Below are 24,088 nucleotides of genomic sequence, written 5' to 3' on the forward strand. Positions count from 1 at the left end.
TTAAACATGCCTACAGTTGCATTATTTAAACAAGATGGTAGCAAGAATGGTGAAGTTACATTAAATGACGCTATTTTTGGTATCGAACCAAACAACAATGTAGTATTTGACGCAGTGATCATGCAACGCGCATCATTACGTCAAGGTACACACGCTGTTAAGAATAGAAGTGCTGTGCGCGGTGGTGGCCGCAAACCATGGCGTCAAAAGGGTACAGGTCGTGCTCGCCAAGGTTCTATCCGTTCACCACAATGGGTAGGTGGCGGTACCGTATTTGGTCCTACACCACGTTCATACGCATACAAACTTCCACGCAAAGTTCGTCGTTTGGCTATCAAGTCTGTCCTTTCCCAAAAGGTCTTAGATGAAAGCTTAGTAGTTGTTGATGCATTGAGCTTCGAACAACCAAAGACAAAGGCATTTGCAGAAGTTTTAAGTAACTTAGATGTTAAATCCAAAGTTTTAGTAGTTCTTGAAGATGACAACAAGTTAGCTGCTTTAGCTGCACGTAATTTACCAAACGTAACAGTTATCCCAGCAAAAGGCTTGAACGTTTTAGACGTTGTTAACAACGACAAGATGGTCATCACTCAAGGAGCTCTTTCTCAAGTAGAGGAGGTTCTTGCATAATGGAAGCACGCGATGTAATCTTACGTCCAGTTATCACCGAAGCATCTATGGCTGATATGGACAACAAACGTTACACATTTGACGTTGACACACGCGCAACAAAGTACCAAATCAAAGATGCTGTTGAAGAAATCTTTGGTGTGCAAGTTGCTAAAGTTAATGTTATGAATGTTAAAGGCAAAAAGAAACGCATGGGTCGTTACGAAGGCTACACAAAGAAGCGTCGTAAGGCAATCGTTACTTTATCTGCTGATTCTAAAGAAATTACATTATTCAACGAAGAATAATTATATCTATCAATAGGAGGGAAACATAGTGGGGATCAAGAAATTCAAACCAACCTCTAACGGTCGCCGTAATATGACAGGTTCTGACTTTGCTGAAATCACAAAGACAAAACCTGAAAAGTCATTGCTTGTATCTCAAAGCAAGACAGCTGGTCGTAACTCATACGGCCGTATCACAGTACGTCACCGTGGTGGTGGTCACAAACGTCAATACCGTTTGATTGATTTCAAACGTGTTAAAGATAACGTTCCTGCAGTCGTTAAAGCAATCGAATATGATCCAAACCGTTCAGCTAACATCGCTTTAATCGTTTATGCTGATGGTGTGAAATCATACATCATTGCACCTAAAGGTCTTGAAGTTGGCCAAACAATTCAATCCGGTAAGGATGCAGATATTAAGGTAGGTAACTGCTTATCATTAGCTGATATTCCTGTCGGTACAGTTATCCACAACATTGAATTAAAACCTGGTAAAGGTGGACAATTAGTTCGTTCAGCTGGTACATCAGCTCAATTACTTGGTAAAGAAGGCAAGTACGCAATCGTTCGTTTAACTTCTGGTGAAGTTCGTATGATTCTTGTTACATGCCGCGCAACAATTGGTGCTGTTGGTAATGAACAACACGAATTGATTAACATCGGTAAAGCTGGTCGTTCTCGTTGGGCTGGCAAGCGTCCACAATCTCGTGGTTCTGTAATGAACCCTAACGATCACCCACACGGTGGTGGTGAAGGTAGAGCTCCTGTTGGTCGTCCAAGTCCAATGTCTCCATGGGGCAAGAAGACTTCTGGTAACAAGACACGCTCTAAGAAAGCTCGTTCTAATAAATTTATCGTACGTAAACGTAACAAGAAATAATCACTTAGCCTTTGCCGCTTAGTGGTTTGATCCGAAAGGAGGACAAACTTTGAGTCGTAGTTTGAAAAAAGGACCTTTCGTCGATGCTCATTTGATGAAGAAGGTTGAAGCACAAGCTGATCAAGAAAAGAAATCTGTTATTAAGACATGGTCACGTCGTTCCACGATCTTCCCTAGTTTCATTGGCTACACGATCGCTGTATACGATGGTCGTAAGCATGTTCCTGTTTACATCCAAGAAGATATGGTTGGCCACAAATTAGGTGAATTCGTACCAACACGTACATTCCATGGTCATGCTTCTGACGATAAGAAGACAGGTAGAAAATAATACTAAGGGAGGAAAATACCAATGGCTGAACAAATCACATCAGCAAAAGCAACTGCTCGCGTAGTTCGAATCCCTGCACGTAAAGCCCGTCTTGTGATCGATCTTATCCGTGGCAAGAGTGTTGCTGAAGCATTAGGGATCTTGGCTTATACACCAAGATCTGGTGCATATCTTATTGAAAAAGTTTTAAAATCCGCGATCGCAAACGCTGAAAATAACTTTGACTTAGATGTTGAAGATTTATATGTAAGCGAAGCTTATGTTAACGAAGGACCAACTTTGAAACGTTTCCGTCCTCGTGCAAAAGGTTCTGCTTCTCCAATCAACAAACGCACAAGTCATATCACAGTAGTTGTATCTGTAAAATAAGGAGGGATAACGCGTGGGTCAAAAAGTAAATCCAACTGGGTTACGTGTCGGAATCATTCGTGATTGGGACTCCAAGTGGTATGCAGAAAAAGATTTTGCTGCAAACTTACACGAAGATTTGAAAATCCGTCAATATATTCAAAAGAAATTAGCCGACGCTTCTGTCTCTATCGTAGAAATCGAACGTGCTGCAAAGCGTGTTAACGTTTCTATCCATACTGCAAAACCAGGTATGGTTATCGGTAAAGGCGGATCTGAAGTAGAAAAACTTCGTAAAGAATTGAACAACTTAACAGGTAAGAAAATCCACATCAACATTGTGGAAATCAAGAAACCTGATTTGGATGCAAAATTAGTTGGCGAAAGCATCACACAACAATTAGAAAACCGTGTTGCATTCCGTCGTGCTATGAAACAAGCAATCCAACGTACAATGCGTGCAGGCGCAAAAGGTATCAAGGTTCAAGTTGCTGGCCGTTTGAACGGTGCAGATATGTCCCGTGTAGAACGCTTCTCAGAAGGAACTGTTCCATTGCATACTTTACGTGCTGATATTGATTACGCATGGGAAGAAGCAATCACAACTTACGGTAAATTAGGCGTTAAAGTTTGGATCTACCGTGGTGAAGTTTTACCAGCTAAGAAAGAAAATAGCAAAGGAGGGAAATAATCTATGTTAGTACCAAAACGTGTAAAGCACCGTCGTGAATTCCGTGGTAAAATGCGCGGGGAAGCAAAAGGCGGTAAGGAAGTAACATTCGGTCAATACGGTTTGCAAGCAACTGAATCTCATTGGATTACAAACCGTCAAATCGAAGCTGCTCGTATCGCTATGACTCGTTACATGAAGCGTGGTGGGAAAGTTTGGATTAAAATTTTCCCTCACAAATCATACACAGCTAAAGCAATTGGTGTTCGTATGGGTTCCGGGAAAGGTGCTCCTGAAGGTTGGGTAGCTCCTGTTAAGCGCGGTAAAGTTATGTTTGAAATCGCCGGCGTTTCAGAAGAAGTTGCTCGCGAAGCTTTACGTTTAGCTTCCCACAAGCTCCCAGTGAAGACTAAGTTCGTAATACGTGAGGAAGTAGGTGGCGAATCAAATGAAGGCTAAAGAATTAAATGAATTAACCACTGCTGAAATGCTTGAAAAAGAAAAGCAATATAAAGAAGAATTATTCAACTTACGCTTCCAATTAGCTACCGGTCAATTAGAAAATACTGCTCGCTTGAAGGAAGTTCGTAAATCGATTGCACGCATCAAAACAGCGTTGCGTCAAGCAGAATTAAACAAATAAGAATACGAAAGGGAGGCTAATCGCGCATGAGTGAAGGTCGTAACCAACGCAAAGTCTATCAAGGACGTGTCGTTTCTGACAAGATGGATAAAACAATCACAGTTGTTGTTGAAACTTATGTCAACCACAAAGTTTACGGCAAACGTGTTAAGTATTCCAAAAAATACAAAGCTCACGATGAAAACAACGAAGCAAAAGTTGGAGATATCGTAAAAATCATGGAAACTCGCCCATTGTCAGCTACAAAACGTTTCCGTTTATTAGAAATCGTTGAAAAAGCAGTTATTCTTTAATCTAAAGGATAACATTTTGCACTGATTCGTATTCTGATCTAATAACGAAAGGAGGACACATACTGTGATCCAACAAGAAAGTCGTTTGAAAGTCGCTGATAATTCCGGTGCTCGTGAAATCTTGGTTATCAAGATTTTGGGTGGTTCCCGTGTGAAGACTGCAAATATCGGTGACATCATCGTTGCTACTGTTAAACAAGCAACACCAGGTGGCGTTGTCAAAAAAGGCGATGTAGTTAAAGCTGTTATCGTTCGTACAAAGTTTGGTACACATCGTCCAGACGGTTCATACATCAAGTTTGATGAAAATGCAGCCGTAATTATCGGTGAAGACAAATCACCTAAGGGTACACGTATTTTCGGGCCAGTTGCTCGTGAATTACGTGACGGAAACTTCATGAAGATCGTTTCCTTAGCACCTGAAGTATTATAATAACCATCTATCTGGCAAGGAGGTGCACATAAAGAATGTTCGTTAAAAAGAATGACAAAGTTAAAGTTATCGCAGGTAAAGATAAAGGTAAAGAAGGCATTGTAGAACAAGTCTTCCCAGCAAAAGACCGTGTGATCGTTAAAGGTGTGAACATCGTTAAGAAGCATCAAAAGCCAACTAATGCAAATCCTAATGGTGGGATTGTTGAAGTTGAAGCACCAATTCATGTTTCTAACGTTATGCTCATCGATCCTTCTAACAACGAAGCAACTCGTGTTGGCTTCAAGGTAGAAGATGGTAAGAAAGTCCGTGTTTCTAAAAAAACAGGTGAAACTTTAGATAAGTAGTTAGGGAAAGGAGGATACTTTCTTCATGGTTAACCGTTTAAAAGAAAAATATGAAAAAGAAGTCGTTCCATCATTAATGGAAAAATTCAATTACACATCTATCATGCAAGCACCAAAGGTTGATAAGATTGTTATCAACATGGGTGTGGGTGATGCTGTAAGCAACGCTAAGAATTTGGATGAAGCTGTTGAAGAATTGACATTGATCTCTGGTCAAAAACCAGTTATCACAAAAGCTAAAAAGTCAATCGCTGGCTTCCGTTTACGTGAAGGTATGCCTATCGGAGCAAAGGTTACATTACGTGGCCAACGCATGTACGAATTCTTAGACAAGTTGGTTTCTGTATCATTACCACGTGTGCGTGACTTCCACGGTGTAAGTAAGCGTGCCTTCGATGGTCGCGGTAACTACACTTTGGGTGTACGTGAACAATTGATTTTCCCTGAAATCGATTTTGATAATGTTAATAAAGTTCGTGGTATGGATATCGTAATCGTTACAACTGCAAATACTGACGAAGAATCCAAAGAATTATTGACACAGCTTGGAATGCCATTCGCTAAATAAGAGGGGGTTACACACTTGGCTAAAAAGTCACAAATTGCAAAGAATAAGCGTCCTGCTAAGTTCTCAACACAAGAATATACACGTTGCGAACGTTGTGGCCGCCCACATTCTGTATATCGTAAGTTTAAGTTATGCCGTGTTTGCCTACGAGATCTTGCTCATAAGGGTCAAATCCCTGGCATGAAAAAGGCTAGCTGGTAATCCAACAATAGACATGTAAAGGAGGCAAAAACATGGTCATGACTGATCCAATTGCAGACTTCTTAACACGCGTGCGCAATGCTAACATGGCAAAGCACGAATCAGTAGAAGTACCTGCTTCAAAAATCAAGCGTGACATCGCAGAAATCCTTAAAAATGAAGGTTTCGTACGCGATGTTGAATATATTGATGATAACAAGCAAGGTATCATCCGCGTATTCTTGAAATATGGAAAGAACAATGAACGCGTAATCTCTGGTATTCGTCGTATCTCAAAACCAGGTTTACGTTCTTACGTAAAAGCAGATGCAGTTCCTAAGGTTTTAAATGGCTTAGGTATTGCTATCTTATCAACATCTGAAGGTGTTATGACAGATAAAGATGCTCGCGCTAAGAAAATCGGCGGCGAAGTTATCGCTTACGTATGGTAATATAATTTAACCGTAAGGAGGTGTCCATCTCGTGAGTCGTATTGGTTTTAAAGTAGTTGAATTGCCTGCTGGCGTTGAAGTTAAACAAGACGGCAACGTAGTGACTGTTAAAGGTCCTAAAGGCGAATTAACTCGTGAATTCTCTGACAAGATTGCAATCAAAGTAGAAGGTAATCAAGTAACATTTGAACGTTCTGCTGAAGATAATAAGACAAAAGCATTACATGGTACAACTCGTGCTAACTTCCATAACATGGTAGTTGGTGTATCTGAAGGCTTCAAGAAAGAACTTGAACTTCGTGGTGTTGGTTACCGTGCACAAATGAAGGGTAGCACACTTGTATTAAACGTTGGCTACTCCCATCCAGTTGAATTTGCTGAAGAAGAAGGCGTGAAGTTTGAAGCACCTTCTGCAACATCAATCATCGTTTCTGGTATCAGCAAAGAAGTTGTTGGTGACGTTGCTGCGCGTATTCGTGCAACTCGTGCACCAGAACCTTACAAGGGCAAAGGTATTCGCTATGTTGGTGAATTTGTTCGTCGTAAGGAAGGTAAGACTGGTAAATAATAAAAACGCAGCGTAACTCGCTGATAAAATTAATCTAAGAGGTGAAAATTGTGATTTCAAAACCAGATAAGAATAAGACACGTCAAAAACGTCATACACGTGTCCGTGGTAAAATCTCTGGTACTGCTGAGTGCCCACGCTTAAATGTTTATCGTTCAAACAAAAACATCTACGCTCAAGTTATTGATGACGTAGCGGGTGTGACGCTAGTTAGTGCCTCTACTTTAGACAGTGAAGTAAGCGGCAGCACAAAAACTGAACAAGCTGCTTCAGTTGGTGCTGTTGTTGCAAAGCGTGCTTTGGACAAAGGTATCAAAGAAGTTGTATTTGACCGTGGTGGATACCTTTATCATGGACGTGTGTTAGCTTTAGCTGAAGCTGCACGCGAAAATGGTTTAGACTTTTAGGAAAAGGAGGAAATAACGTTTATGGCTTTTATTGATCCAGCTCAATTAGATTTAGAAGATCGCGTTGTTGCGATTAACCGTATCACAAAAGTTGTTAAAGGTGGACGTCGCTTGCGTTTTGCCGCTTTAGTGATTGTCGGTGACCACAATGGCCACGTAGGTTTTGGTACTGGTAAAGCTCAAGAAGTTCCAGAAGCTATTCGTAAAGCCGTTGATGCTGCTCGTAAGAACTTAATCGAAGTTCCAATGGTTGGAACAACACTTCCTCACGAAGTTATCGGTCAATACAGCGGTAGTCGTATCATGTTGAAACCAGCTGAAGCCGGTTCTGGGGTTGCTGCTGGTGGCGCGGTTCGTGCCGTTATGGAACTTGCAGGTGTTGCTGATGTGACAAGTAAATCATTAGGTTCAAACACACCAATCAACGTTGTACGTGCTACAATGGATGGTTTAACACAAATGAAGAGTGCAGAACAAGTTGCTGCTTTACGTGGCGTAACTGTTCAACACTTAGCTAAGTAAGGAGGACAATTTCATGGCTAACTTAAAAGTTACTTTAGTTCGTTCTGTCATTGGACGTCCTCAAAACCAACGCGACATCGTTAAAGGCTTAGGTCTTGGACGTGTAAACAGCTCTGTTGTCGTTCCTGACAATGCAGCTATGCGTGGTGTGATCAGAAAAATCAATCATTTAGTGGACGTTGAATTGGCTAAATAGTCAATATTTAGTTTAATAAGGAGGTGCCAACCTGATGAAATTACATGAATTAAAACCAAGTGAAGGTTCACGCCAAGTACGCAACCGTGTTGGTCGTGGTACTTCATCTGGCAACGGTAAGACTGCTGGCCGTGGTCAAAAAGGTCAAAAGGCTCGTAGCAAAGTACGTTTGGGCTTTGAAGGTGGACAAATGCCATTGTTCCGTCGTATGCCAAAACGTGGTTTCAACAACATCAACCGCAAAGAATATGCGATTGTTAACCTAGACACATTAAACAAATTTGAAGATGGTGCAGAAGTAACACCAGCATTGCTTGTAGAATCTGGTCTTGTTAAAAATGAAAAAGACGGTATCAAGATTTTGGGTAATGGTGAATTGAGCAAGAAACTTGTTGTGAAAGCTCATAAGTTCTCTGCATCTGCAAAGGCTGCTATCGAAGCAGCAGGCGGACAAGCTGAGGTGATTTAATAAGATGCTTAAGACAATGAAGAATGCCTTTGCTGTAAAAGAGATCCGTCAAAAAATCTTATTTACCTTAGGTGTCTTGATTGTATTTCGCTTAGGCACTTATATCACCGTCCCTGGGATCAACGCTAAGGCTTTGACTAGCGTTGCATCTTCAGGGTTAATTAGTATCTTGAATACTTTTAGTGGTGGCGGTTTAACAAATTATTCCGTTCTTGCGATGGGAGTTTCTCCATACATTACCGCTCAAATCATTGTCCAATTGTTACAAATGGACATCGTGCCACGTTTTGTGGAATGGAGCAAGCAAGGGGAAGTTGGTCGTCGTAAACTTAATCAAGTGACAAGATATTTGACGATCGTGCTCGCGTTTATACAATCAATCGGAATCACTGCTGGTTTTAACACTTTAAGTAGTTTGAATTTAGTTAAAGATCCAAGTGTACAAACATACGTGACTATCGGTATCATTTTGACGGCCGGTACGATGTTTACAACATGGCTTGGTGATATGATTACCGAACGTGGTTTAGGTAACGGGATTTCAATGATTATTATGGCCGGAATCGTTGCACGTATTCCAACAGGCATTCATAAGATTTTCAACGAACAATTTTTAGGAGTACCAACTGCTGAATTATGGAAACCAATCTTGTATTGTGTAGCATTGTTTGTAATTATCTTAATCATCGTAACCTTTGTTACCTATGTACAACAAGCAAGCTATAAGATTCCAATTCAATATACAAGAAGATTAGCCGGTGCTAGCGAAAACTCATACCTTCCATTGAAGGTCAATGTAGCTGGGGTTATTCCAGTTATCTTTGCTAGTTCGTTTATTGCAACGCCACAAGCTATCTTGATGGCCTTTACACAAAGTCATAGTGCAGATACTTGGTATCAAGTAATGACTAAGATTTTTAACATGCAAACAGCACCTGGTATGACATTGTATACTGTATTGATTATCTTGTTTACATTCTTCTATGCTTTTGTGCAAGTTAATCCAGAAAAATTATCTGAAAACTTACAAAAACAAGGTAGTTATATTCCTTCGGTTTGGCCGGGTAAAGAAACTGAAAAGTATGTAACAGGTTTGTTGATGCGTTTAAGTTCAGTAGGTTCTTTGTTCTTAGGTTTAGTGGCTTTAATTCCGCTATTAGCTGCAGCAATTTGGGGCTTGGATGAATCCATCGGTTTAGGTGGTACAAGTCTTTTGATTGTTGTGGGGGTAACCTTAGAAACAATGCGTCAAATTAACGGTATGATGATGAAACGTGAATATGTAGGTTTTATCAGATAAAACTTTTGAAAGTTGGTTTAAACAATTTGTTGTTTGAACCAACTTTTTTTGGTTGTTGTAGCAAATTTAAGGTATAATATAGTAGTTATTATTATAAAATATTTGGAGGATGTTCATTATGGCAATGAATCTCATGTTAATGGGACTACCTGGTGCAGGTAAAGGCACACAAGCCGAAAAAATCGTGGACGAATACAAGATTCCACATATTTCAACCGGAGATATTTTTAGAGCTGCAATTAAAAATCAAACTCCAATGGGTATAGAAGCTAAGAAATATATCGATAAAGGTGAATTGGTACCCGATGAAGTTACTAACGGAATCGTTAAGGAACGCTTAGCACAAGATGATGTTAAAGATGGTTTCTTATTAGATGGTTTCCCACGTAACATGGCGCAAGCACAAGCTTTAGAAGAAATTGGTGCACAATTAGGCAAACCATTAGCTGGTGTGATTAACATTCATGTTGATCCTGAATCATTGATGGAACGTTTAACAGGTCGTTATATTTGTCGGGATTGTGGGGCAACATATCACAAGGTATTTAATCCAACTAAAGAAGAAGGTACCTGTGATCGTTGTGGTGGTCATGAGTTTTATCAACGTGAAGATGATAAACCAGAAACAGTTAAGAACCGCTTGGATGTTAACATCAAGATGAATACACCATTACTTGATTTTTATGCACAAAAAGGTATTTTAAATGAAGTAAATGGTAATCAAGATATCGATAAAGTTTTTGCAGATGTCAAAGCAATCTTAGATAATCTAAAATAATAAAAAAACAACCTGAATTAGCATTTTTTAGCAATAAGGCTTGTAAAAACGCCTTGGCTATGGTATGATAATTCAGGTTTATCTTTTCAATAGGCCCAGTTTGCCCTTTTTTAGGACAAGCGGACTTGCGGAAAAAGGTGGGACTCCGTAAAAGCTTCTCACATTTTTACGTGTAAAGTTTTCAAACCAATTTTTAAGGAGGTACTTTTGCGTGGCGAAAGATGATGTGATTGAAATTGAGGGTACGATCAAAGAAACGTTGCCAAATGCGATGTTCAAAGTTGAACTCGAAAACGGGCATGAAATTCTAGCACACGTTTCCGGTAAGATCCGCATGAATTATATTCGTATTCTGCCCGGAGACAAGGTTACTGTTGAAATGTCCCCTTACGATTTGACTAAGGGTCGCATTACCTATCGCTTTAAATAGATTGTACTTCAAAACTATTTAGGAGGTATAATTCATGAAAGTAAGACCATCAGTTAAACCAATGTGCGAACATTGCAAAGTAATCAAGCGCAAAGGTCGCGTTATGGTTATTTGTGATAACCCTAAGCACAAACAACGTCAAGGATAATAATTAATTAGGAGGTGTAATTGTAATGGCTCGTATTGCAGGTATCGATTTACCACGCGACAAGCGTATCGTAATCGGATTAACTTATATTTACGGAATCGGTAATTCCACAGCTAAGAAAGTTTTGGCTGAAGCAGGTGTTTCTGAAGATGTTCGCGTTCGCGATTTAACAGCAGATCAAGAAGATAAGATCCGTGCTGTTGTTGATAAGATCAAAGTTGAAGGTGACTTACGTCGTGAAGTTTCCTTAAATATCAAGCGTCTTTCAGAAATTGGCTCTTACCGTGGTCTTCGTCACCGTCGTCACTTGCCTGTTCGTGGTCAAAATACCAAGAACAACGCTCGTACACGTAAAGGCCCAGCAATTTCAATTGCAGGTAAGAAGAAATAATTTTATTGTAAAAGGAGGTTAGCTATTTCATGGCAGTTAAGAAAACACGCAAGCGTCGTGTGAAAAAGAATATCGAAAGCGGCGTTGCACACATTCATTCAACATTTAACAACACACTTGTTATGATTACAGACGTTCATGGTAACGCCGTAGCATGGTCATCAGCAGGTGCTTTAGGCTTCAAGGGCTCTCGTAAGTCTACTCCATTTGCTGCTCAAATGGCTGCAGAAGCAGCTGCTAAAGGCGCAATGGATCATGGCATGAAGACTGTAGAAGTTGCAGTTAAAGGCCCAGGTTCTGGTCGTGAAGCAGCAATTCGCGCTCTTCAAACAACTGGTCTTGAAGTTACATCTATCAAGGATGTTACACCAGTTCCTCATAATGGATGCCGTCCTCCAAAACGCCGTCGTGTTTAATGTGGGTCAGTTTTCATTTTGAGAAAGAACTCATAATGTTTTCACCAGATTGCACGTTACGTTTTGAAAGGGGTAAAGATAAGAATGATCGAATTTGAAAAACCAAAAATTCACAAAATTGAAGAAAATGAAAACTACGGTAAATTTGTCATCGAACCATTAGAACGTGGTTACGGTACAACTTTGGGCAATTCTTTACGCCGTATTTTGCTATCTTCTTTACCAGGTGCTGCTATTACAGATGTCCAAATTGATGGAGTGTTGCATGAGTTTTCCACTGTGGAAGGCGTTTTAGAAGATGTAACAGCTATTATTTTGAATCTGAAGAAGGTTGCCTTAAAGTTAGATTCTGAAGATGCTCAAACATTAGAAATTGATGTAACTGGTCCTATGGAAGTAACAGCTGGCGACATTCAAGTAGGCAGCGGTGTTGAGGTTCTAAATCCGGATCTTTACATCTGTACAGTAGCTCAAGGAGCTTCTTTCCATGCTCGGATGACTGCTAACAAGGGTCGTGGTTATGTTTCCGCAACAGAAAACAAGGCTAAAGCAGACGATATGCCAATCGGCGTTTTAGCAATCGACTCTATTTATACCCCGATCGAACGTGTCAACTACCAAGTAGAAAAAACACGTGTTGGTCAAAAAAATGATTATGACAAATTAACACTTGATGTTTGGACAAATGCTTCAATCACACCAAGCGAAGCAATCAGTTTATCTGCAAAGATCTTGACTGAACATTTGACTTTATTTGTTGATTTAACCGATGAAGCTAAGAATGCTGAAATTATGGTTGAAAAAGAAGAAACTCATAAAGAAAAGATGCTTGAAATGACGATTGAAGAGTTAGACTTGTCTGTTCGTTCATACAACTGCTTGAAGCGAGCGGGTATCAACACTGTACAAGAATTAACTAATAAGTCCGAAGCTGATATGATGAAGGTTCGTAACCTCGGACGCAAGTCTTTAGAAGAAGTTAAGAACAAGTTGGAAGCTTTAGGGCTATCCTTACGTCATGATGATTAATATTTTCAACTAAAGGAGGGAATCTGTTCATGGCTTACCGCAAATTAGGTCGTACAAGTGCACACCGTAAATCAATGTTACGTAACTTAACAACAGACGTTATTGTTAACGGTAAAATCGTTACAACAGAAACTCGTGCTAAAGAAGTACGTCGTTTCGTTGAAAAAATGATTACTTTAGGTAAAAAAGGTGATCTAGCTTCTCGTCGTCGTGCTGCTGCATTCTTGATGGATGTTGTTGCTGATGTTAAAGAAGATGATGACAAAGTTGTTGTACAAACAGCTTTACAAAAATTATTCGATGACGTAGCTCCTCGTTATAAGGAACGTAACGGTGGTTACACACGTATCCTCAAGATGGAACAACGTCGCGGCGATGCAGCTAAGATGGTTGTGCTTGAATTAGTAGACTAATCCAATAGCTAAATAAAAAAATTGTCACTTTCATGGCGATAACGGGGCGTTACGATGTTGGGTAACACCGAGTCTAGTCCTAAGTACCGTGTCCAGCGGGGAACGGGAACACTTCGTCATGGAAAGTGATTTTTTTATCTTCAAATAATCGTGGGTATAAAGTGAAAAGATAGGTATTCGTAAGTGAATACCTATCTTTTTTTGTAAATAAAAGTACTTTTTTATTATTTTAAGTTAATCAGACAGCTGAATATGGTATGATAAAACTATTAGACTATGGAAAGGTACAGATGAGATGAGTGCAATAATTGAAATCAAGGATTTATGCTTCAGCTATCCTAAAGCACCTAAAAAAACCTTAAATAATATTAATTTACAGATTAAAGCAGGACAATGGGTCGCTTTGATTGGACATAATGGTAGTGGCAAATCAACATTGGCTAAGGCAATTGACGGGTTGTTGGTGCCGCAAAGTGGTCAAATCTTTGTTGATGGACAACTACTCGATGCGCAAAGTGTTTGGGAGATTCGAAAAAAGATTGGGATGGTCTTTCAAAATCCGGATAATCAATTTGTTGGCGCAGATGTCGAGGGCGATATTGCCTTTGGCCTAGAAAACCAAGGGATTGAACGCTCTGAAATGGTTAAACGCGTAAATGAAGCGTTAAAAGCGGTTGATATGCAAGCTTTTGCCAAACACGAACCGGTCCGCTTATCTGGTGGCCAAAAACAACGGGTGGCGATTGCGGGAGTCTTGGCCTTACAGCCTAAAATTGTGATTTTTGATGAATCGACGAGTATGCTTGATCCTAAGGGACGCCACGAGATTATCGACTTGATGCGTAAGCTCAACCAAGAAAAAGGTTTTACCGTGATTTCGATTACGCATGATATCGATGAAGCAGCCTTGGCCGATCGAGTTATCGTGTTAGATGACGGGGTGATTGTGGCAGACGATCAACCGGCTAAGATTTTTGCGCGTGGCCAAGAGCTAATCGAGCTTGGTTTAGATGTGCCGTATCCCGAAAAATTAAAGCAAGCCTTGAAAAATAACGGGGTCGAGGTTTTAGAGCAGTATTTAGATGAAGAAAGAATGGTCGAATGGATATGTCAATTAGTCTTGAAAAATTAAGTTATACCTATCAAAAAAATACGCCATTTGAACATGTGGCGTTAAAAGAGTTGTCTTTAGAGATTAAAGAAGGCAGTTATACGGCAATCATCGGACATACTGGAAGTGGCAAATCAACGTTACTTCAGCATTTAAACGGGCTTTTAAAGCCAACAGACGGTAGCTTAAGCGTCAATGGTAGACGGATCGATGCGCAAACCAAAAGTAAAGAGCTAAATGCCCTGCGCAAAGAAGTGGGCTTTGTTTTTCAATTTCCCGAGGCTCAGTTGTTTGAAGAAACGGTCTTAAAAGATATTGCCTTTGCTCCTAAAAATTTCGGTTTAAGCCAACAAGAGGCAATAGACATTGCCAAGCAAAAGGCGGCTTTAGTGGGATTACCCGCAGAAGTTTTAGAAAAATCACCATTTGAGTTGTCAGGCGGACAGATGCGCAGAGTAGCGATTGCAGGTGTTTTGGCAATGGAGCCAAAGGTTTTGATTTTAGATGAACCAACGGCCGGGCTAGATCCGGTTGGTCGTTTAGAGATGATGGAAATGTTTGCTAAGTTGCATCGTGAACAGCAACTCACGATTATTTTAGTCACGCATCAGATGAATGATGTGGCCGATTATGCCGACCATGTGATCGTCTTAGAAAAAGGGCAGCTCATCGCAGATACGACTCCTAAAGAATTGTTTAGCAACCCTAGCTGGTTAACCAAGCACCACTTGAATTTACCGCAAACGACCCAATTTGCCTGGAAGCTCCAACAACACGGCTTGGCGTTAGACCAACTACCGCTTAGCGCCGAAGAGTTGGCTAAACAATTGGCAAAAATGATTTTAGGAGAGAAAAAGGCATGAGTAAATTAATTTTAGGACGCTATATCAATGGCGATTCATTGGTGCATAAGTTAGATGCACGCGGTAAAATCTTTTTGAGTTTTTATTTTATCGTGATCGTTTTTTTGTGCAATAACTGGCAGTCATATACTTTTTTGTTAGCTTTTGTGTTAGGATGCGTAGGGCTTTCTAAGATTAAACTAGGCTTTTTTATCAAGGGACTTAAGCCGTTGATTTGGTTAATCTTGTTTACGGTTATTTTGCAGTTATTTTTTGCCACGGGTGGCAGTGTTTATTGGGAATTTGGACCGTTAAGAATCACGAGTTTTGGTTTGGTAAATGCCGTCTTTGTATTTTGTCGGTTTGTCTTGATTATTTTCATGTCAACACTCTTGACTCTGACGACGACACCACTCGAGATTGCAGATGGAATTGAGGCTTTAATGATGCCGTTAAATAAATTAAAGGTTCCTGTTTATGAAATTGCCTTAGTGTTATCGATTGCCTTGCGCTTTGTACCAACGTTGATGGATGAAACAGAAAAAATCATGAACGCCCAACGTTCGCGAGGAGTTAATTTTGGCGAAGGAAGTTTGTTGCAACAGATTAAAGCTGTGATTCCGTTATTGATTCCACTGTTTGTAAGTTCATTTAACAGGGCAGAAGATTTAGCAACTGCGATGGAAGCGCGCGGCTACCAAGGCGGAGCAGGCCGGACCAAATATCGTCAAATGATTTGGTCTGTTAAAGACACATTTGCGCTAATAGTATTTTTACTCGTAACCGTCTTATTAGTTTGGTTACGAAAATAAGAAAGGAATAACAGATGACGAAACGTTATATGATAACGCTCGCCTATGATGGCTCAAATTTTGCGGGCTTTCAAGCTCAACCAAAGCAACGTACGGTGCAATCGGTTTTAGAAAAGGCCGTCAACAAGATGAGCAAAGAAGATGAATATATTACGATCTATGGTTCGGGAAGAACCGATGCCGGGGTGCATGCTTTAGGGCAGGTCGTGCATTTTGATTTTCCGCATGATATCTCAGCACAAGGAATGCTAAGAGGCTTAAACAGCATCTTACCGCTTGATTGTGAGGTAGTCGACTGTCAGATCGTGCCAGCTGATTTTCATTGTAGATATGCTGCACATTCAAAACGCTACATGTATCGCGTGAGTCGGGGCTGGTATACGAATCCTTTTAAGCGTCTTTACACCGGACATTACAAATATCCACTCGACGTAAAACGAATCGAAGAAGCTTTACCTGATGTGGTGGGGACCCATGATTTTTCAAGCTTTGTGGCCTCAGGTAGTCAAGCTAAAAATCACGTTCGGACGATTTATGAAGCGACTGTGCGAGAAGATAAAGAAAATGATGAGATAATCTTTGAATTTTGTGGCAATGGTTTTTTGTATAATCAAGTCAGAATCATGGTGGCAGTTTTGTTAGAGATTGGCAATGGACGGCGTGATGTCCATGATTTCTTGCGTTTATACGAGGTGCGCGATCGGAATCAAGCACGCCAAACTGCCCCGGCCAGTGGCCTATATTTAAAAGAAGTTTATTACGGTGATCTGTCACAAAAAGTCGAAGAATTTCAGGAATAGTAATTGACTATTTGCTAGAAAAATCGTAATATAGTATTTGGTATTGTTTGCCCCACAGTAAGCCCCGTTAAATCTTATTGTTTGTCAAACATGCATATAAAAATGGAGGAAATTAAACGTGCGTACAACATATATTGCAAAACCAGGCGAAGTAGAACGTAAATGGTATGTAGTTGATGCTACAGATATTCCTTTGGGACGTCTTTCAGCAACAGTTGCATCTATCTTACGCGGCAAGAATAAACCAACATTTACACCAAACGTTGATACAGGTGATTTTGTTATCGTCATCAACGCGGAAAAGGTTGCTTTGACAGGTCGCAAAGCTACAGATAAGATCTACTACCATCATTCCAATCATCCAGGTGGTTTGAAAGCTCGTACAGCTGGTGACTACCGTGAAAATGACCCTGAAAAATTGATTGCAATGTCCGTAAAAGGCATGCTACCAAAGGGTACTCTTGGTCGTCAACAAGCTAAGAAGTTACATGTTTACCGTGGTGCAGATCACAAACATGCAGCTCAACAACCAGAAGTATTGGATATCACAAACTTAATCTAGGAGGAGATCGAAATTGGCTCAAGTTCAATATAGAGGCACAGGTCGCCGTAAAAACTCTGTTGCTCGTGTTCGCTTAGTACCGGGTACAGGTAAGATCGTGATGAACGGCAAACCTGCAGAAGAATACATTCCATTTGCAAACTTACGTGAAGTTATGGTTCAACCATTTGTTGTAACTGAAACAAAGGATCAATATGATGTTTTAGTTAACGTAAACGGTGGCGGCTTCTCCGGTCAAGCTGGTGCAACTCGTCACGGTATTGCACGTGCTTTGCTTGAAGTAGATCCTGATTTCCGTGGTGTTTTGAAGCGTGCAGGCTTATTAACTCGTGATGCACGTATGAAAGAACGTAAAAAACCAGGTCTTAAGAAAGCTCGTAAAGCTTCACAATTCTCTAAGCGTTAATATCCTTTATATATCAACGTTTCTGGCACTTTCCGATTTTGGGGAAGTGTCTTTTTTTGTACGCTTAGGTACGAAAAAATGTACGAGATTTTGAATTGGCTGTTTTTAAGACCTAGGTCGGACACTATATAATCGTTCTTTTTAGTTTGTTTGATTGTTATTTTAAATAGTTATTTATTTTGCTTTTCGAGCTTCATCTAGGCGTTTCTCGAATTTTTCATAAGTGGAAAGATCGACAACATTTGGGGTATTAACGTATATTTCTGTCGTTTTGATATCCGAATGGGTTAAGGCTTGAGAAATTTGCGCCATTGTTGCACCGCCTTCACGAGCTAACGTACTAAAGGTATGGCGTAGTTTGTGAGGGTTTGTCTGAACCAGTTCCTCATGTCTTCGGCGAATGGATTTTAGCCGATAATTTAAGTAATCCACATGAACCGGAATATTTACTTCGCCACTTCGATTGGCATAAGTGAAAAGAAATTGTTCTTTCGTCTGTTTAATGCCCAACTGTAGCAGTTCTTCCTTTTGTTTTTGCTTCCATTCTTTCAATAGTTTAATAAGGAATGTCGGAATCTTGAACTTCGTGGCTTTGCGCCCTTTTGTGGATTTTAAATTGCCAAACTTATCCTTACTTTGAATCAAACTGACATAACCATTTTCAAAATCAATATGCTTCCACTGAAGGGCATAGGATTCGCTCTTGCGGTCCCCTAGGTTCAACGTTAGCATCAAGAGAACATAGTCTTGCATGATTAGAGAACCATTGCTGTAATCCTCATTCGCTGCGTCTAGCCAATCAATCAATTCTTCGGCTGTCAGTGCTTCACCGTTTAGCTGACGTTCCGCCTTTAGTTGCTGTTTCTTAGGATCACCCACATACCGAATCACTTTTTCAATCCGATTGTATTCGATATACTCTAATAGCTCCGCAATATCAAAAATCTGGTTGACGTAACTTTTGATGATTTTGATATTGGCATAAATTTGGGACTTTTTCATCAAAGCACGAAGCACAAAGTCTTTATTGTCGTTTAAGAACTTGATGGAATATTCACCAAACATCGGTAGAATATGAAGACGGAAGACATCTTTCGTATTGCTAATGGTTGTGGCAGTTGGTATTTGCCTAGATCGTCCAGTAGAACCAGCGATATACATATCCAACCAAACTGTTTCATAAAACTCTTTGAATTTGATATGCCCGTTTAATTCAAATGAACGAGCACTCTTTTCATTAAGCACACGTTGAATTTTTTGAGACAGGTCTTTTTCAGCTTGTTCCGCTTCTTTTTTCGTCCTAAATGTTTTGCGGTAGCGTTCGGTAGTGACACCTAGAATTTGTCGCACCTCCTTGGGGTAAAACACCTCCAATTTGTAGTGGTTGTTTTTCAGTTTAGTAATTGCCATGTTCCTTCCTACTTTCTTATACGCAAACCAGAACGTAGGAATGACTACGTTCTGATTATAAACCGCTTCTAGCGAGTATAGCAATGGAGCCATTCGTCTATAGCTTGCCGATCAAAACGCACAACACCTTGAATCGTGATTTTTGGCAGTCCTTGTTCGACCCATTTATCCAAAGTGTTGTTCGCAATATGGAGATATTGGCAAGTTTCTTTCTTGGTTAAATAGCGTTTGTCGATCGCAGTATCTTGTCGTACTTGATTCACATTGTTTAGAAGAAGTGTGTAAACACTATTTCCTAGCTGTTTCATCTGCTCATCGTTCAGTAAAAATTGAACTTCGTGCATAGGTAACCTCCTTTCTCTAGTAAGAATCTTCATTTTCCAATTCCAGTATTTTTTGTTCGATAAAGGTCTGATCTGTTTCCGTGAATTTTTCTTTTCTTTTGGCTAGTAATTCTCTCAAATAAACTTCTGCTTGTTCTGGGCCATAGGCTTGTAGAAAAGCTTCATAAATCATGGCGAGCGATTTCGAAGTGGCATTTTCTAACCATGCTTTCTTCTTGGAAAAGGTTGGCTTTTCACGAACTACACGTAAGGGGATTTTGGGAATACCCCCCACAAATTTATCCCACCATTTCATGTTCGGCCAACGAGCTTTGTTGTGATAGTTGACGGGGCCTTTGGGTTTGGTCTTGAAGCTGTAGTGGGAAGCTAAAATGCCACGAATTACCGTATTGAGTGGTATTCCTTTCGCAAGCTTTTTTACGGCTTGCCGAGCTTTTTGATCGGTTAACTCCAATTCCCAGCGAACCCACTCGTTGACTTGGGCAATTTCTCCCGTTTTATCGCGTATTTCTTGCTTTTTGTCATAAATCCGCAGTAGTTGTGGCTGAGCGCCAATGTAAAGCGTATGACCAGTCAGAATGCCTTCCTGTAGTTGCCCACTGTTTACTTCCCGAAAGTGGCGGCTTTGAGAGCTGAGTTGGCCGTTCCTCACGTATTTTTGCAAAGTAGATACAGGAGGAGAGGAGCCGTCAAATAAATCCATTGCCAAGTCGGCACGAGTAATGGTTCCTTTGGCTTTTAAAATGGTGGCTAAGAATTTCTGCCAATGCCAACCCTCCACACTAGACATATATTCTTCGTATTGGCGACACCCTTGACCCGATAAGTTTACTAAGAGATTGTGGTGGTGGTCACTTTGGTGAATGATAATATCTGCAAAGGAATAGTGAGAATCGTAAGTGGGAAAAGGACTCCCTTTCTTTTCTGAAGTAAAGTCAGAAAGGGCAATTCCCAGTAAGTCCGCAACTTTTTCCATCGAAGCATCCGGTAATGAAAAACGCAGAAAATCGATCAGACATTCGTTACTTTGCCGGTGTGTTTGGTTCATTCACTTCTCCTAGTTGATAGGAGGTGGCACTGATTTTCAATGCTGCAAATTGCCAGGTGTCAATCATTGGTTGACCTTCTCCCACAAATGACTTTTTCTGAATTTTTCGGGGATAGACATTTAAACCATTAAAACGAATGGGAATCAACTCGCCGTCTTCATAGTTATCTAAAATGGGTAATTCTTCTTGATGCTCGACCACAATGGTAATCGGGGAGCCGAGTTCTGTTCCGCCGTTATTCAGAACCAGTTCGACAAAAGCCCGATCATAGACTTTGAAGGTGAGGGTCATTAGCCCGGTTTCTACACGTTCGCCCACATGGTTCTGTTCACGTTCCATCCGCATTTGAATATCACTTTTGGCTACAACAAAACGTTGCGGGAGTTTGAATTGTTTGAGATCGAAACGTAGACTGGCTAGATTGACAGTTTCTGAATCGTTGAGTGAGATACTGGTTCCTTTTTGGATCATTAATTTTTTTGACATGTGTATTTCTCCTTTGATTTTGAATTTAGTCTTTGTTTTAATTGGTTGAAACAAAGTAGAGTGGGTGCACGAATCAGTTGCATAAAATTTCCTCCCTTCACTAACAAGAACAATTTGGAACCCCCTATTTTCCAAAAAATGTGGAATTTCTCATAATTTTCTTTATGGATGATTTCTCTTCCATTACTACTACAATCTGAGTAGGGCAATTTTTCGAAACAACAGGCAATTGAATTAACTTGTAAGAGATTCTTAAACTATTTGCTCCTTAATCGCCTCATTTCGAAAAAGTTTCTTTTTTGATAAAACACAAAAAAGACGTGTAAACGAACTCGGCTCTGCCGCTGGCAGCCGGTCCGTTCACACGTCTTTTGGTTTTTTATTTAGCTAATTTTGACAAAAATCGAATCTTTGAAGAATGCTCGTGAAGCCTTTTGTAGCAACCATCAGAGGGATTTCCAATGAGTTTGGTACCCCCGTGTTACTAGCGGGGGGAGAAACGTTGCGAGATTGATTGGATTTAGTTAGAAAAAATCTTTTTACTTCTTACTATATTTTTTGTCTTTTTGAATTATTTCTTCAATGTTTTTCTTCGTAACAACTGTTTTTCGAACTTCGCTATCGTACTTAGAGTCAGGATGTGAAATTGAATATCTTACTATATCTAAGTAGCTGTTAACTTGAATTTTTTCACCCTCAAGAGTGTTAATTTCTACACCATCTCCTGAAAGATAGGAAATATCTGCAACATTATTTAGATTAATTTCTTTATTCTCATCACTATAAAACTGAAAGTAGAACTTAAAACCAGAAAACATAATAATCATCGATAAGATTATCTCTCTAATGACAAATCAGATTATGATAATGCAGATAACTTGTATTTTCAAAGTTATTTGAACAAAGAAAAGTATAATACTGTTCAATTAAAACAAGGTAAACAAAAACCACAACCTTAATTGATTGTGGTTTTGCTTTTTTCTTTAAAAGAAGGTTGAAATGAGTGCTAAAATTGCTAAACCACCTTGGGTTAGAATAATTTTTTTATCACTTGTAATACTGCCATATAATGCCACTAAAATAATATAAATTAATAGTAATCTACTAATTTCTATTGGATTACTTGACAGAAAAACACTGTATAATAACCCCACACCAATCAAACCATTATAAATCCCCTGATTTTTAAAAAGCGTGTTTAAAGCTTTGCTTTTCAACTCTTCTTTTGTCATGTTAAATACTCGACTTGTAGCGTCTGAAGTTGTAGCAAACGTTTCTAAATATAGTATATAGAAAAATTCCAAAGCTACTAAAACAATCAATACTGTTGATAAAATTGACATTCTTTCTCCTTTCTTAACTATTTCTTTTGATTACTATCCAACTATACGTTATTTTAAGTGAGTTGTAAAATATCTTGTAACCACCAATTTAATCTAAGGGATTGAACTCGCCGATTGTAAAATTAAGCTAGACAGTTGAAAAAAGCCATTTGTGCTACACTCAAAATAGTTCCGTCGAAAGAATTATAAGGAGTGAGCACAAATGGCCTACACCCATCTTACACCAGACGAACTCGTATTGATAGAGTCTTATTTCCATATACACCAACCCGCTTCCAAAGTCGCGGGACTTCTAAAACGCTCTCGACAAACGATCTACAATGTCTATCACGCATTGGAACAGGGAAAGAATGCGCTGGATTACTACAAACAATACAAGCAAAACAAATCCCGCTGCGGCAGACGCCCCATTGTCTTGCCTGATGATCAAACAAGATACATTCAAAAGATGGTCAATCAAGGGTGGCCACCAGATGTGCTCATCGGTCGTGGCGAGAAAATAATTGATTGCTCGGCGCGCACTTTGTATCGGAAGTTCAAAAACAATGAGTTCAATATTTTGGATTTGCCAATGAAAGGGAAGCGTAAACCCAATGGACACCAAGAGAAACGTGGTAAGCAAGCTTACAAAAGAACGATTCACGAAAGAAACGCCCGCTATCAGAATTTCGATGAAGAATTCGGTCACCTTGAAGGTGACACAATTGTTGGAGTGAAGCACAAAAGTGCTGTGATTACGCTAGTGGAGCGCCTATCCAAAGCAATCATTACCTTAAAACCCGCTGGTAGACAGGCAAAAGACATTGAACTTACATTGAATCATTGGTTTCAAACTTTTCCACCACACCTTTTCAAGACCATCACTTTTGATTGTGGCAAAGAGTTTTCCAACTGGAAATCGATCAGCAATACTAATGATATCGAGATCTTTTTTGCTTATCCCGGAACTCCTTCCCAACGCGGGCTGAACGAACATTCAAACGGGTTGCTTCGTAAAGATGGGCTTCCTAAGTCAATGGACTTCAGAGAAGTCCCCGAATCATTCATTCAGAGTGTCGCTTCTAAAAGAAACCATATTCCCAGAAAATCACTGCATTACAAGACACCATTGGAAGTATTTTTGAGTCATGTGCGTCAGGACGATTTGTCTAGCTTAATTTGACATTTGAGAAGCTTTAATTACTTTAAACTACTATGTAATCAAAAAGGAGTACTTTTATACAGAAAAAATTGATATGAAGTCGCTTTGTATCAGCATTTTATTAGTAAGCAACCTCTAAGGAGTCGTAGGGTATGAATGATGACGAACATTATATAAAATACACCACGAAAATTGAGCGAGAAAAACTTCGAGATACTGCTTTGGCATACTCAGCATTAGATGCAGCAATGCCTTCCGAAGATACGATGAAATTAGTAGAAGAATATGTAGATGGAAATATTGAAATTATTGAGATATTAAAAATAGTCATTGAGAAATATCGCTCGTCTGAATTTGAACGCGAATGAGATATGATGTTGTTCACGGTGACAGTAGATATTCCTAGGTACGATATGTCAAATATAAATAATTGTTGATTTGTTATTTATGTTGAGTAGTCTTGTTCTGGTTTGCGTATTTTTTTGATGTACGTTTTGATGTGCGAGTTGCTTGAAATCAGTTGAAATTGATTGATATAAAGATTTTTAAAAAATCTATAAAACCCTTTAGATTAAACGATAAACAATCGATTTGTGTTATTTATAAGCAAAACCAGGTCTTAAGAAAGCTCGTAAAGCTTCACAATTTAGTAAGCGTTAATCGTTGTTATA

General features: G+C 39.6%; 41 protein-coding genes. 35 read left to right on the forward strand and 6 right to left on the reverse strand.

What is annotated here, in order from left to right:
- Nucleotides 1-6 precede the first annotated feature (6 nt).
- The 33 genes from rplD to rpsI all read left to right on the forward strand — a co-directional run bounded on the left by rplD (nt 7) and on the right by rpsI (nt 17,644).
- Nucleotides 7-630 (forward strand): 50S ribosomal protein L4, encoded by a 624-nt coding sequence (gene rplD / locus QM017_RS01525; protein ID WP_178197461.1) that lies wholly within the window; start codon nt 7-9, stop codon nt 628-630.
- Nucleotides 630-917: a 50S ribosomal protein L23 gene (gene rplW, locus QM017_RS01530; RefSeq protein ID WP_178197462.1), complete on the forward strand. Its 288-nt coding sequence runs from the start codon at nt 630-632 to the stop codon at nt 915-917. Before rplD ends, rplW begins: the two co-directional genes overlap by 1 nt.
- 28 nt (nt 918-945) lie before the next feature.
- Nucleotides 946-1,779 (forward strand): 50S ribosomal protein L2, encoded by an 834-nt coding sequence (gene rplB, locus QM017_RS01535; protein WP_178197464.1) that lies wholly within the window; start codon nt 946-948, stop codon nt 1,777-1,779.
- A 49-nt stretch (nt 1,780-1,828) separates the two neighbouring features.
- Nucleotides 1,829-2,110 (forward strand): 30S ribosomal protein S19, encoded by a 282-nt coding sequence (gene rpsS, locus QM017_RS01540; RefSeq protein WP_178197466.1) that lies wholly within the window; start codon nt 1,829-1,831, stop codon nt 2,108-2,110.
- A 21-nt stretch (nt 2,111-2,131) separates the two neighbouring features.
- On the forward strand, nt 2,132-2,479 hold the full coding sequence (rplV, locus tag QM017_RS01545) for a 50S ribosomal protein L22 (protein ID WP_178197468.1): 348 nt from the start codon (nt 2,132-2,134) through the stop codon (nt 2,477-2,479).
- A 13-nt stretch (nt 2,480-2,492) separates the two neighbouring features.
- Nucleotides 2,493-3,149: a 30S ribosomal protein S3 gene (gene rpsC, locus QM017_RS01550; RefSeq protein ID WP_178197470.1), complete on the forward strand. Its 657-nt coding sequence runs from the start codon at nt 2,493-2,495 to the stop codon at nt 3,147-3,149.
- A gap of 3 nt (nt 3,150-3,152) precedes the next feature.
- Complete coding sequence (rplP, locus tag QM017_RS01555; RefSeq protein ID WP_178197472.1) at nt 3,153-3,587, forward strand: 50S ribosomal protein L16; 435 nt, start codon at nt 3,153-3,155, stop codon at nt 3,585-3,587.
- Nucleotides 3,577-3,771: a 50S ribosomal protein L29 gene (rpmC, locus tag QM017_RS01560; RefSeq protein ID WP_178197475.1), complete on the forward strand. Its 195-nt coding sequence runs from the start codon at nt 3,577-3,579 to the stop codon at nt 3,769-3,771. The genes rplP and rpmC overlap by 11 nt, the downstream gene beginning before the upstream one ends.
- Nucleotides 3,772-3,797: 26 nt before the next feature.
- Nucleotides 3,798-4,064 (forward strand): 30S ribosomal protein S17, encoded by a 267-nt coding sequence (rpsQ, locus tag QM017_RS01565; RefSeq protein ID WP_282708643.1) that lies wholly within the window; start codon nt 3,798-3,800, stop codon nt 4,062-4,064.
- Between the two features lie 64 nt (nt 4,065-4,128).
- On the forward strand, nt 4,129-4,497 hold the full coding sequence (rplN, locus tag QM017_RS01570; RefSeq protein ID WP_282708644.1) for a 50S ribosomal protein L14: 369 nt from the start codon (nt 4,129-4,131) through the stop codon (nt 4,495-4,497).
- Nucleotides 4,498-4,532: 35 nt separating this feature from the next.
- A complete protein-coding gene (rplX, locus tag QM017_RS01575) occupies nt 4,533-4,844 on the forward strand; it encodes a 50S ribosomal protein L24 (protein WP_282708645.1) in 312 nt (103 codons plus the stop codon).
- A gap of 25 nt (nt 4,845-4,869) precedes the next feature.
- Nucleotides 4,870-5,412 (forward strand): 50S ribosomal protein L5, encoded by a 543-nt coding sequence (rplE, locus tag QM017_RS01580; protein WP_282708646.1) that lies wholly within the window; start codon nt 4,870-4,872, stop codon nt 5,410-5,412.
- A 15-nt stretch (nt 5,413-5,427) separates the two neighbouring features.
- Nucleotides 5,428-5,613, forward strand: a complete 186-nt coding sequence (locus tag QM017_RS01585; protein WP_003701320.1) for a type Z 30S ribosomal protein S14 — start codon at nt 5,428-5,430, stop codon at nt 5,611-5,613.
- 32 nt (nt 5,614-5,645) lie between these two features.
- The gene (rpsH, locus tag QM017_RS01590) at nt 5,646-6,044 is read left to right on the forward strand and encodes a 30S ribosomal protein S8 (RefSeq protein ID WP_282708648.1); all 399 of its coding nucleotides are present in this window, start codon (nt 5,646-5,648) and stop codon (nt 6,042-6,044) included.
- Between the two features lie 31 nt (nt 6,045-6,075).
- Nucleotides 6,076-6,612, forward strand: a complete 537-nt coding sequence (gene rplF, locus QM017_RS01595; RefSeq protein WP_282708649.1) for a 50S ribosomal protein L6 — start codon at nt 6,076-6,078, stop codon at nt 6,610-6,612.
- A 41-nt stretch (nt 6,613-6,653) separates the two neighbouring features.
- Nucleotides 6,654-7,019, forward strand: a complete 366-nt coding sequence (gene rplR / locus QM017_RS01600; RefSeq protein ID WP_282708651.1) for a 50S ribosomal protein L18 — start codon at nt 6,654-6,656, stop codon at nt 7,017-7,019.
- Between the two features lie 21 nt (nt 7,020-7,040).
- The gene (gene rpsE / locus QM017_RS01605) at nt 7,041-7,541 is read left to right on the forward strand and encodes a 30S ribosomal protein S5 (protein ID WP_178198315.1); all 501 of its coding nucleotides are present in this window, start codon (nt 7,041-7,043) and stop codon (nt 7,539-7,541) included.
- Nucleotides 7,542-7,554: 13 nt separating this feature from the next.
- On the forward strand, nt 7,555-7,737 hold the full coding sequence (rpmD, locus tag QM017_RS01610) for a 50S ribosomal protein L30 (RefSeq protein WP_003696799.1): 183 nt from the start codon (nt 7,555-7,557) through the stop codon (nt 7,735-7,737).
- 34 nt (nt 7,738-7,771) lie between these two features.
- Nucleotides 7,772-8,206, forward strand: a complete 435-nt coding sequence (gene rplO, locus QM017_RS01615; protein WP_178198314.1) for a 50S ribosomal protein L15 — start codon at nt 7,772-7,774, stop codon at nt 8,204-8,206.
- Between the two features lie 4 nt (nt 8,207-8,210).
- Nucleotides 8,211-9,506, forward strand: coding sequence for a preprotein translocase subunit SecY (secY, locus tag QM017_RS01620; RefSeq protein ID WP_178198313.1), 1,296 nt, complete (start codon nt 8,211-8,213; stop codon nt 9,504-9,506).
- Between the two features lie 118 nt (nt 9,507-9,624).
- A complete protein-coding gene (locus QM017_RS01625; RefSeq protein ID WP_178198312.1) occupies nt 9,625-10,284 on the forward strand; it encodes an adenylate kinase in 660 nt (219 codons plus the stop codon).
- Nucleotides 10,285-10,495: 211 nt separating this feature from the next.
- Nucleotides 10,496-10,714 carry a translation initiation factor IF-1 gene (gene infA / locus QM017_RS01630; protein WP_178198311.1) on the forward strand — a complete coding sequence of 73 codons (219 nt, stop codon included), beginning with the start codon at nt 10,496-10,498 and terminating at the stop codon, nt 10,712-10,714.
- A gap of 34 nt (nt 10,715-10,748) precedes the next feature.
- Nucleotides 10,749-10,862, forward strand: coding sequence for a 50S ribosomal protein L36 (gene rpmJ / locus QM017_RS01635; RefSeq protein WP_003696792.1), 114 nt, complete (start codon nt 10,749-10,751; stop codon nt 10,860-10,862).
- A gap of 25 nt (nt 10,863-10,887) precedes the next feature.
- Complete coding sequence (rpsM, locus tag QM017_RS01640) at nt 10,888-11,253, forward strand: 30S ribosomal protein S13 (protein ID WP_178198310.1); 366 nt, start codon at nt 10,888-10,890, stop codon at nt 11,251-11,253.
- Between the two features lie 29 nt (nt 11,254-11,282).
- A complete protein-coding gene (gene rpsK, locus QM017_RS01645) occupies nt 11,283-11,669 on the forward strand; it encodes a 30S ribosomal protein S11 (RefSeq protein WP_178198309.1) in 387 nt (128 codons plus the stop codon).
- Nucleotides 11,670-11,753: 84 nt separating this feature from the next.
- On the forward strand, nt 11,754-12,698 hold the full coding sequence (locus QM017_RS01650; protein WP_178198308.1) for a DNA-directed RNA polymerase subunit alpha: 945 nt from the start codon (nt 11,754-11,756) through the stop codon (nt 12,696-12,698).
- A gap of 29 nt (nt 12,699-12,727) precedes the next feature.
- Nucleotides 12,728-13,111: a 50S ribosomal protein L17 gene (rplQ, locus tag QM017_RS01655; RefSeq protein WP_282708659.1), complete on the forward strand. Its 384-nt coding sequence runs from the start codon at nt 12,728-12,730 to the stop codon at nt 13,109-13,111.
- A 295-nt stretch (nt 13,112-13,406) separates the two neighbouring features.
- The gene (locus QM017_RS01660; protein ID WP_178198306.1) at nt 13,407-14,243 is read left to right on the forward strand and encodes an energy-coupling factor ABC transporter ATP-binding protein; all 837 of its coding nucleotides are present in this window, start codon (nt 13,407-13,409) and stop codon (nt 14,241-14,243) included.
- Nucleotides 14,219-15,085: an energy-coupling factor ABC transporter ATP-binding protein gene (locus QM017_RS01665; protein WP_178198319.1), complete on the forward strand. Its 867-nt coding sequence runs from the start codon at nt 14,219-14,221 to the stop codon at nt 15,083-15,085. The genes QM017_RS01660 and QM017_RS01665 overlap by 25 nt, the downstream gene beginning before the upstream one ends.
- Nucleotides 15,082-15,876: an energy-coupling factor transporter transmembrane component T gene (locus QM017_RS01670; RefSeq protein ID WP_282708660.1), complete on the forward strand. Its 795-nt coding sequence runs from the start codon at nt 15,082-15,084 to the stop codon at nt 15,874-15,876. The genes QM017_RS01665 and QM017_RS01670 overlap by 4 nt, the downstream gene beginning before the upstream one ends.
- 14 nt (nt 15,877-15,890) lie before the next feature.
- Nucleotides 15,891-16,676: a tRNA pseudouridine(38-40) synthase TruA gene (gene truA, locus QM017_RS01675; RefSeq protein ID WP_178198304.1), complete on the forward strand. Its 786-nt coding sequence runs from the start codon at nt 15,891-15,893 to the stop codon at nt 16,674-16,676.
- A gap of 118 nt (nt 16,677-16,794) precedes the next feature.
- Nucleotides 16,795-17,238 carry a 50S ribosomal protein L13 gene (gene rplM, locus QM017_RS01680; protein WP_178198303.1) on the forward strand — a complete coding sequence of 148 codons (444 nt, stop codon included), beginning with the start codon at nt 16,795-16,797 and terminating at the stop codon, nt 17,236-17,238.
- 13 nt (nt 17,239-17,251) lie between these two features.
- Nucleotides 17,252-17,644, forward strand: coding sequence for a 30S ribosomal protein S9 (gene rpsI / locus QM017_RS01685; protein ID WP_178198302.1), 393 nt, complete (start codon nt 17,252-17,254; stop codon nt 17,642-17,644).
- Between the two features lie 174 nt (nt 17,645-17,818).
- Here rpsI and QM017_RS01690 read toward each other — a convergent pair whose 3' ends face one another.
- The 6 genes from QM017_RS01690 to QM017_RS01715 form a co-directional block, all read right to left on the reverse strand.
- Nucleotides 17,819-19,054, reverse strand: a complete 1,236-nt coding sequence (locus tag QM017_RS01690; protein WP_137598940.1) for a site-specific integrase — start codon at nt 19,052-19,054, stop codon at nt 17,819-17,821.
- 68 nt (nt 19,055-19,122) lie between these two features.
- The gene (locus QM017_RS01695) at nt 19,123-19,398 is read right to left on the reverse strand and encodes a helix-turn-helix domain-containing protein (protein WP_048603186.1); all 276 of its coding nucleotides are present in this window, start codon (nt 19,396-19,398) and stop codon (nt 19,123-19,125) included.
- Nucleotides 19,399-19,414: 16 nt separating this feature from the next.
- A complete protein-coding gene (locus QM017_RS01700; RefSeq protein WP_282708661.1) occupies nt 19,415-20,446 on the reverse strand; it encodes a replication initiation factor domain-containing protein in 1,032 nt (343 codons plus the stop codon).
- Complete coding sequence (locus QM017_RS01705; protein ID WP_137598938.1) at nt 20,421-20,933, reverse strand: hypothetical protein; 513 nt, start codon at nt 20,931-20,933, stop codon at nt 20,421-20,423. Before QM017_RS01705 ends, QM017_RS01700 begins: the two co-directional genes overlap by 26 nt.
- A 539-nt stretch (nt 20,934-21,472) precedes the next feature.
- The gene (locus QM017_RS01710) at nt 21,473-21,760 is read right to left on the reverse strand and encodes a hypothetical protein (RefSeq protein ID WP_282708662.1); all 288 of its coding nucleotides are present in this window, start codon (nt 21,758-21,760) and stop codon (nt 21,473-21,475) included.
- A gap of 156 nt (nt 21,761-21,916) precedes the next feature.
- The gene (locus QM017_RS01715; RefSeq protein WP_033918653.1) at nt 21,917-22,276 is read right to left on the reverse strand and encodes a DUF1304 domain-containing protein; all 360 of its coding nucleotides are present in this window, start codon (nt 22,274-22,276) and stop codon (nt 21,917-21,919) included.
- 202 nt (nt 22,277-22,478) lie between these two features.
- Here QM017_RS01715 and QM017_RS01720 point away from each other — a divergent pair, with 202 nt between their 5' ends.
- Nucleotides 22,479-23,438: an IS30 family transposase gene (locus QM017_RS01720; RefSeq protein WP_033918654.1), complete on the forward strand. Its 960-nt coding sequence runs from the start codon at nt 22,479-22,481 to the stop codon at nt 23,436-23,438.
- Between the two features lie 131 nt (nt 23,439-23,569).
- Nucleotides 23,570-23,785 (forward strand): hypothetical protein, encoded by a 216-nt coding sequence (locus QM017_RS01725; protein ID WP_033918655.1) that lies wholly within the window; start codon nt 23,570-23,572, stop codon nt 23,783-23,785.
- Nucleotides 23,786-24,088: the final 303 nt, after the last annotated feature.

Source organism: Ligilactobacillus sp. Marseille-Q7487 (genome assembly GCF_949152225.1).
Lineage (GTDB): Bacteria > Bacillota > Bacilli > Lactobacillales > Lactobacillaceae > Ligilactobacillus.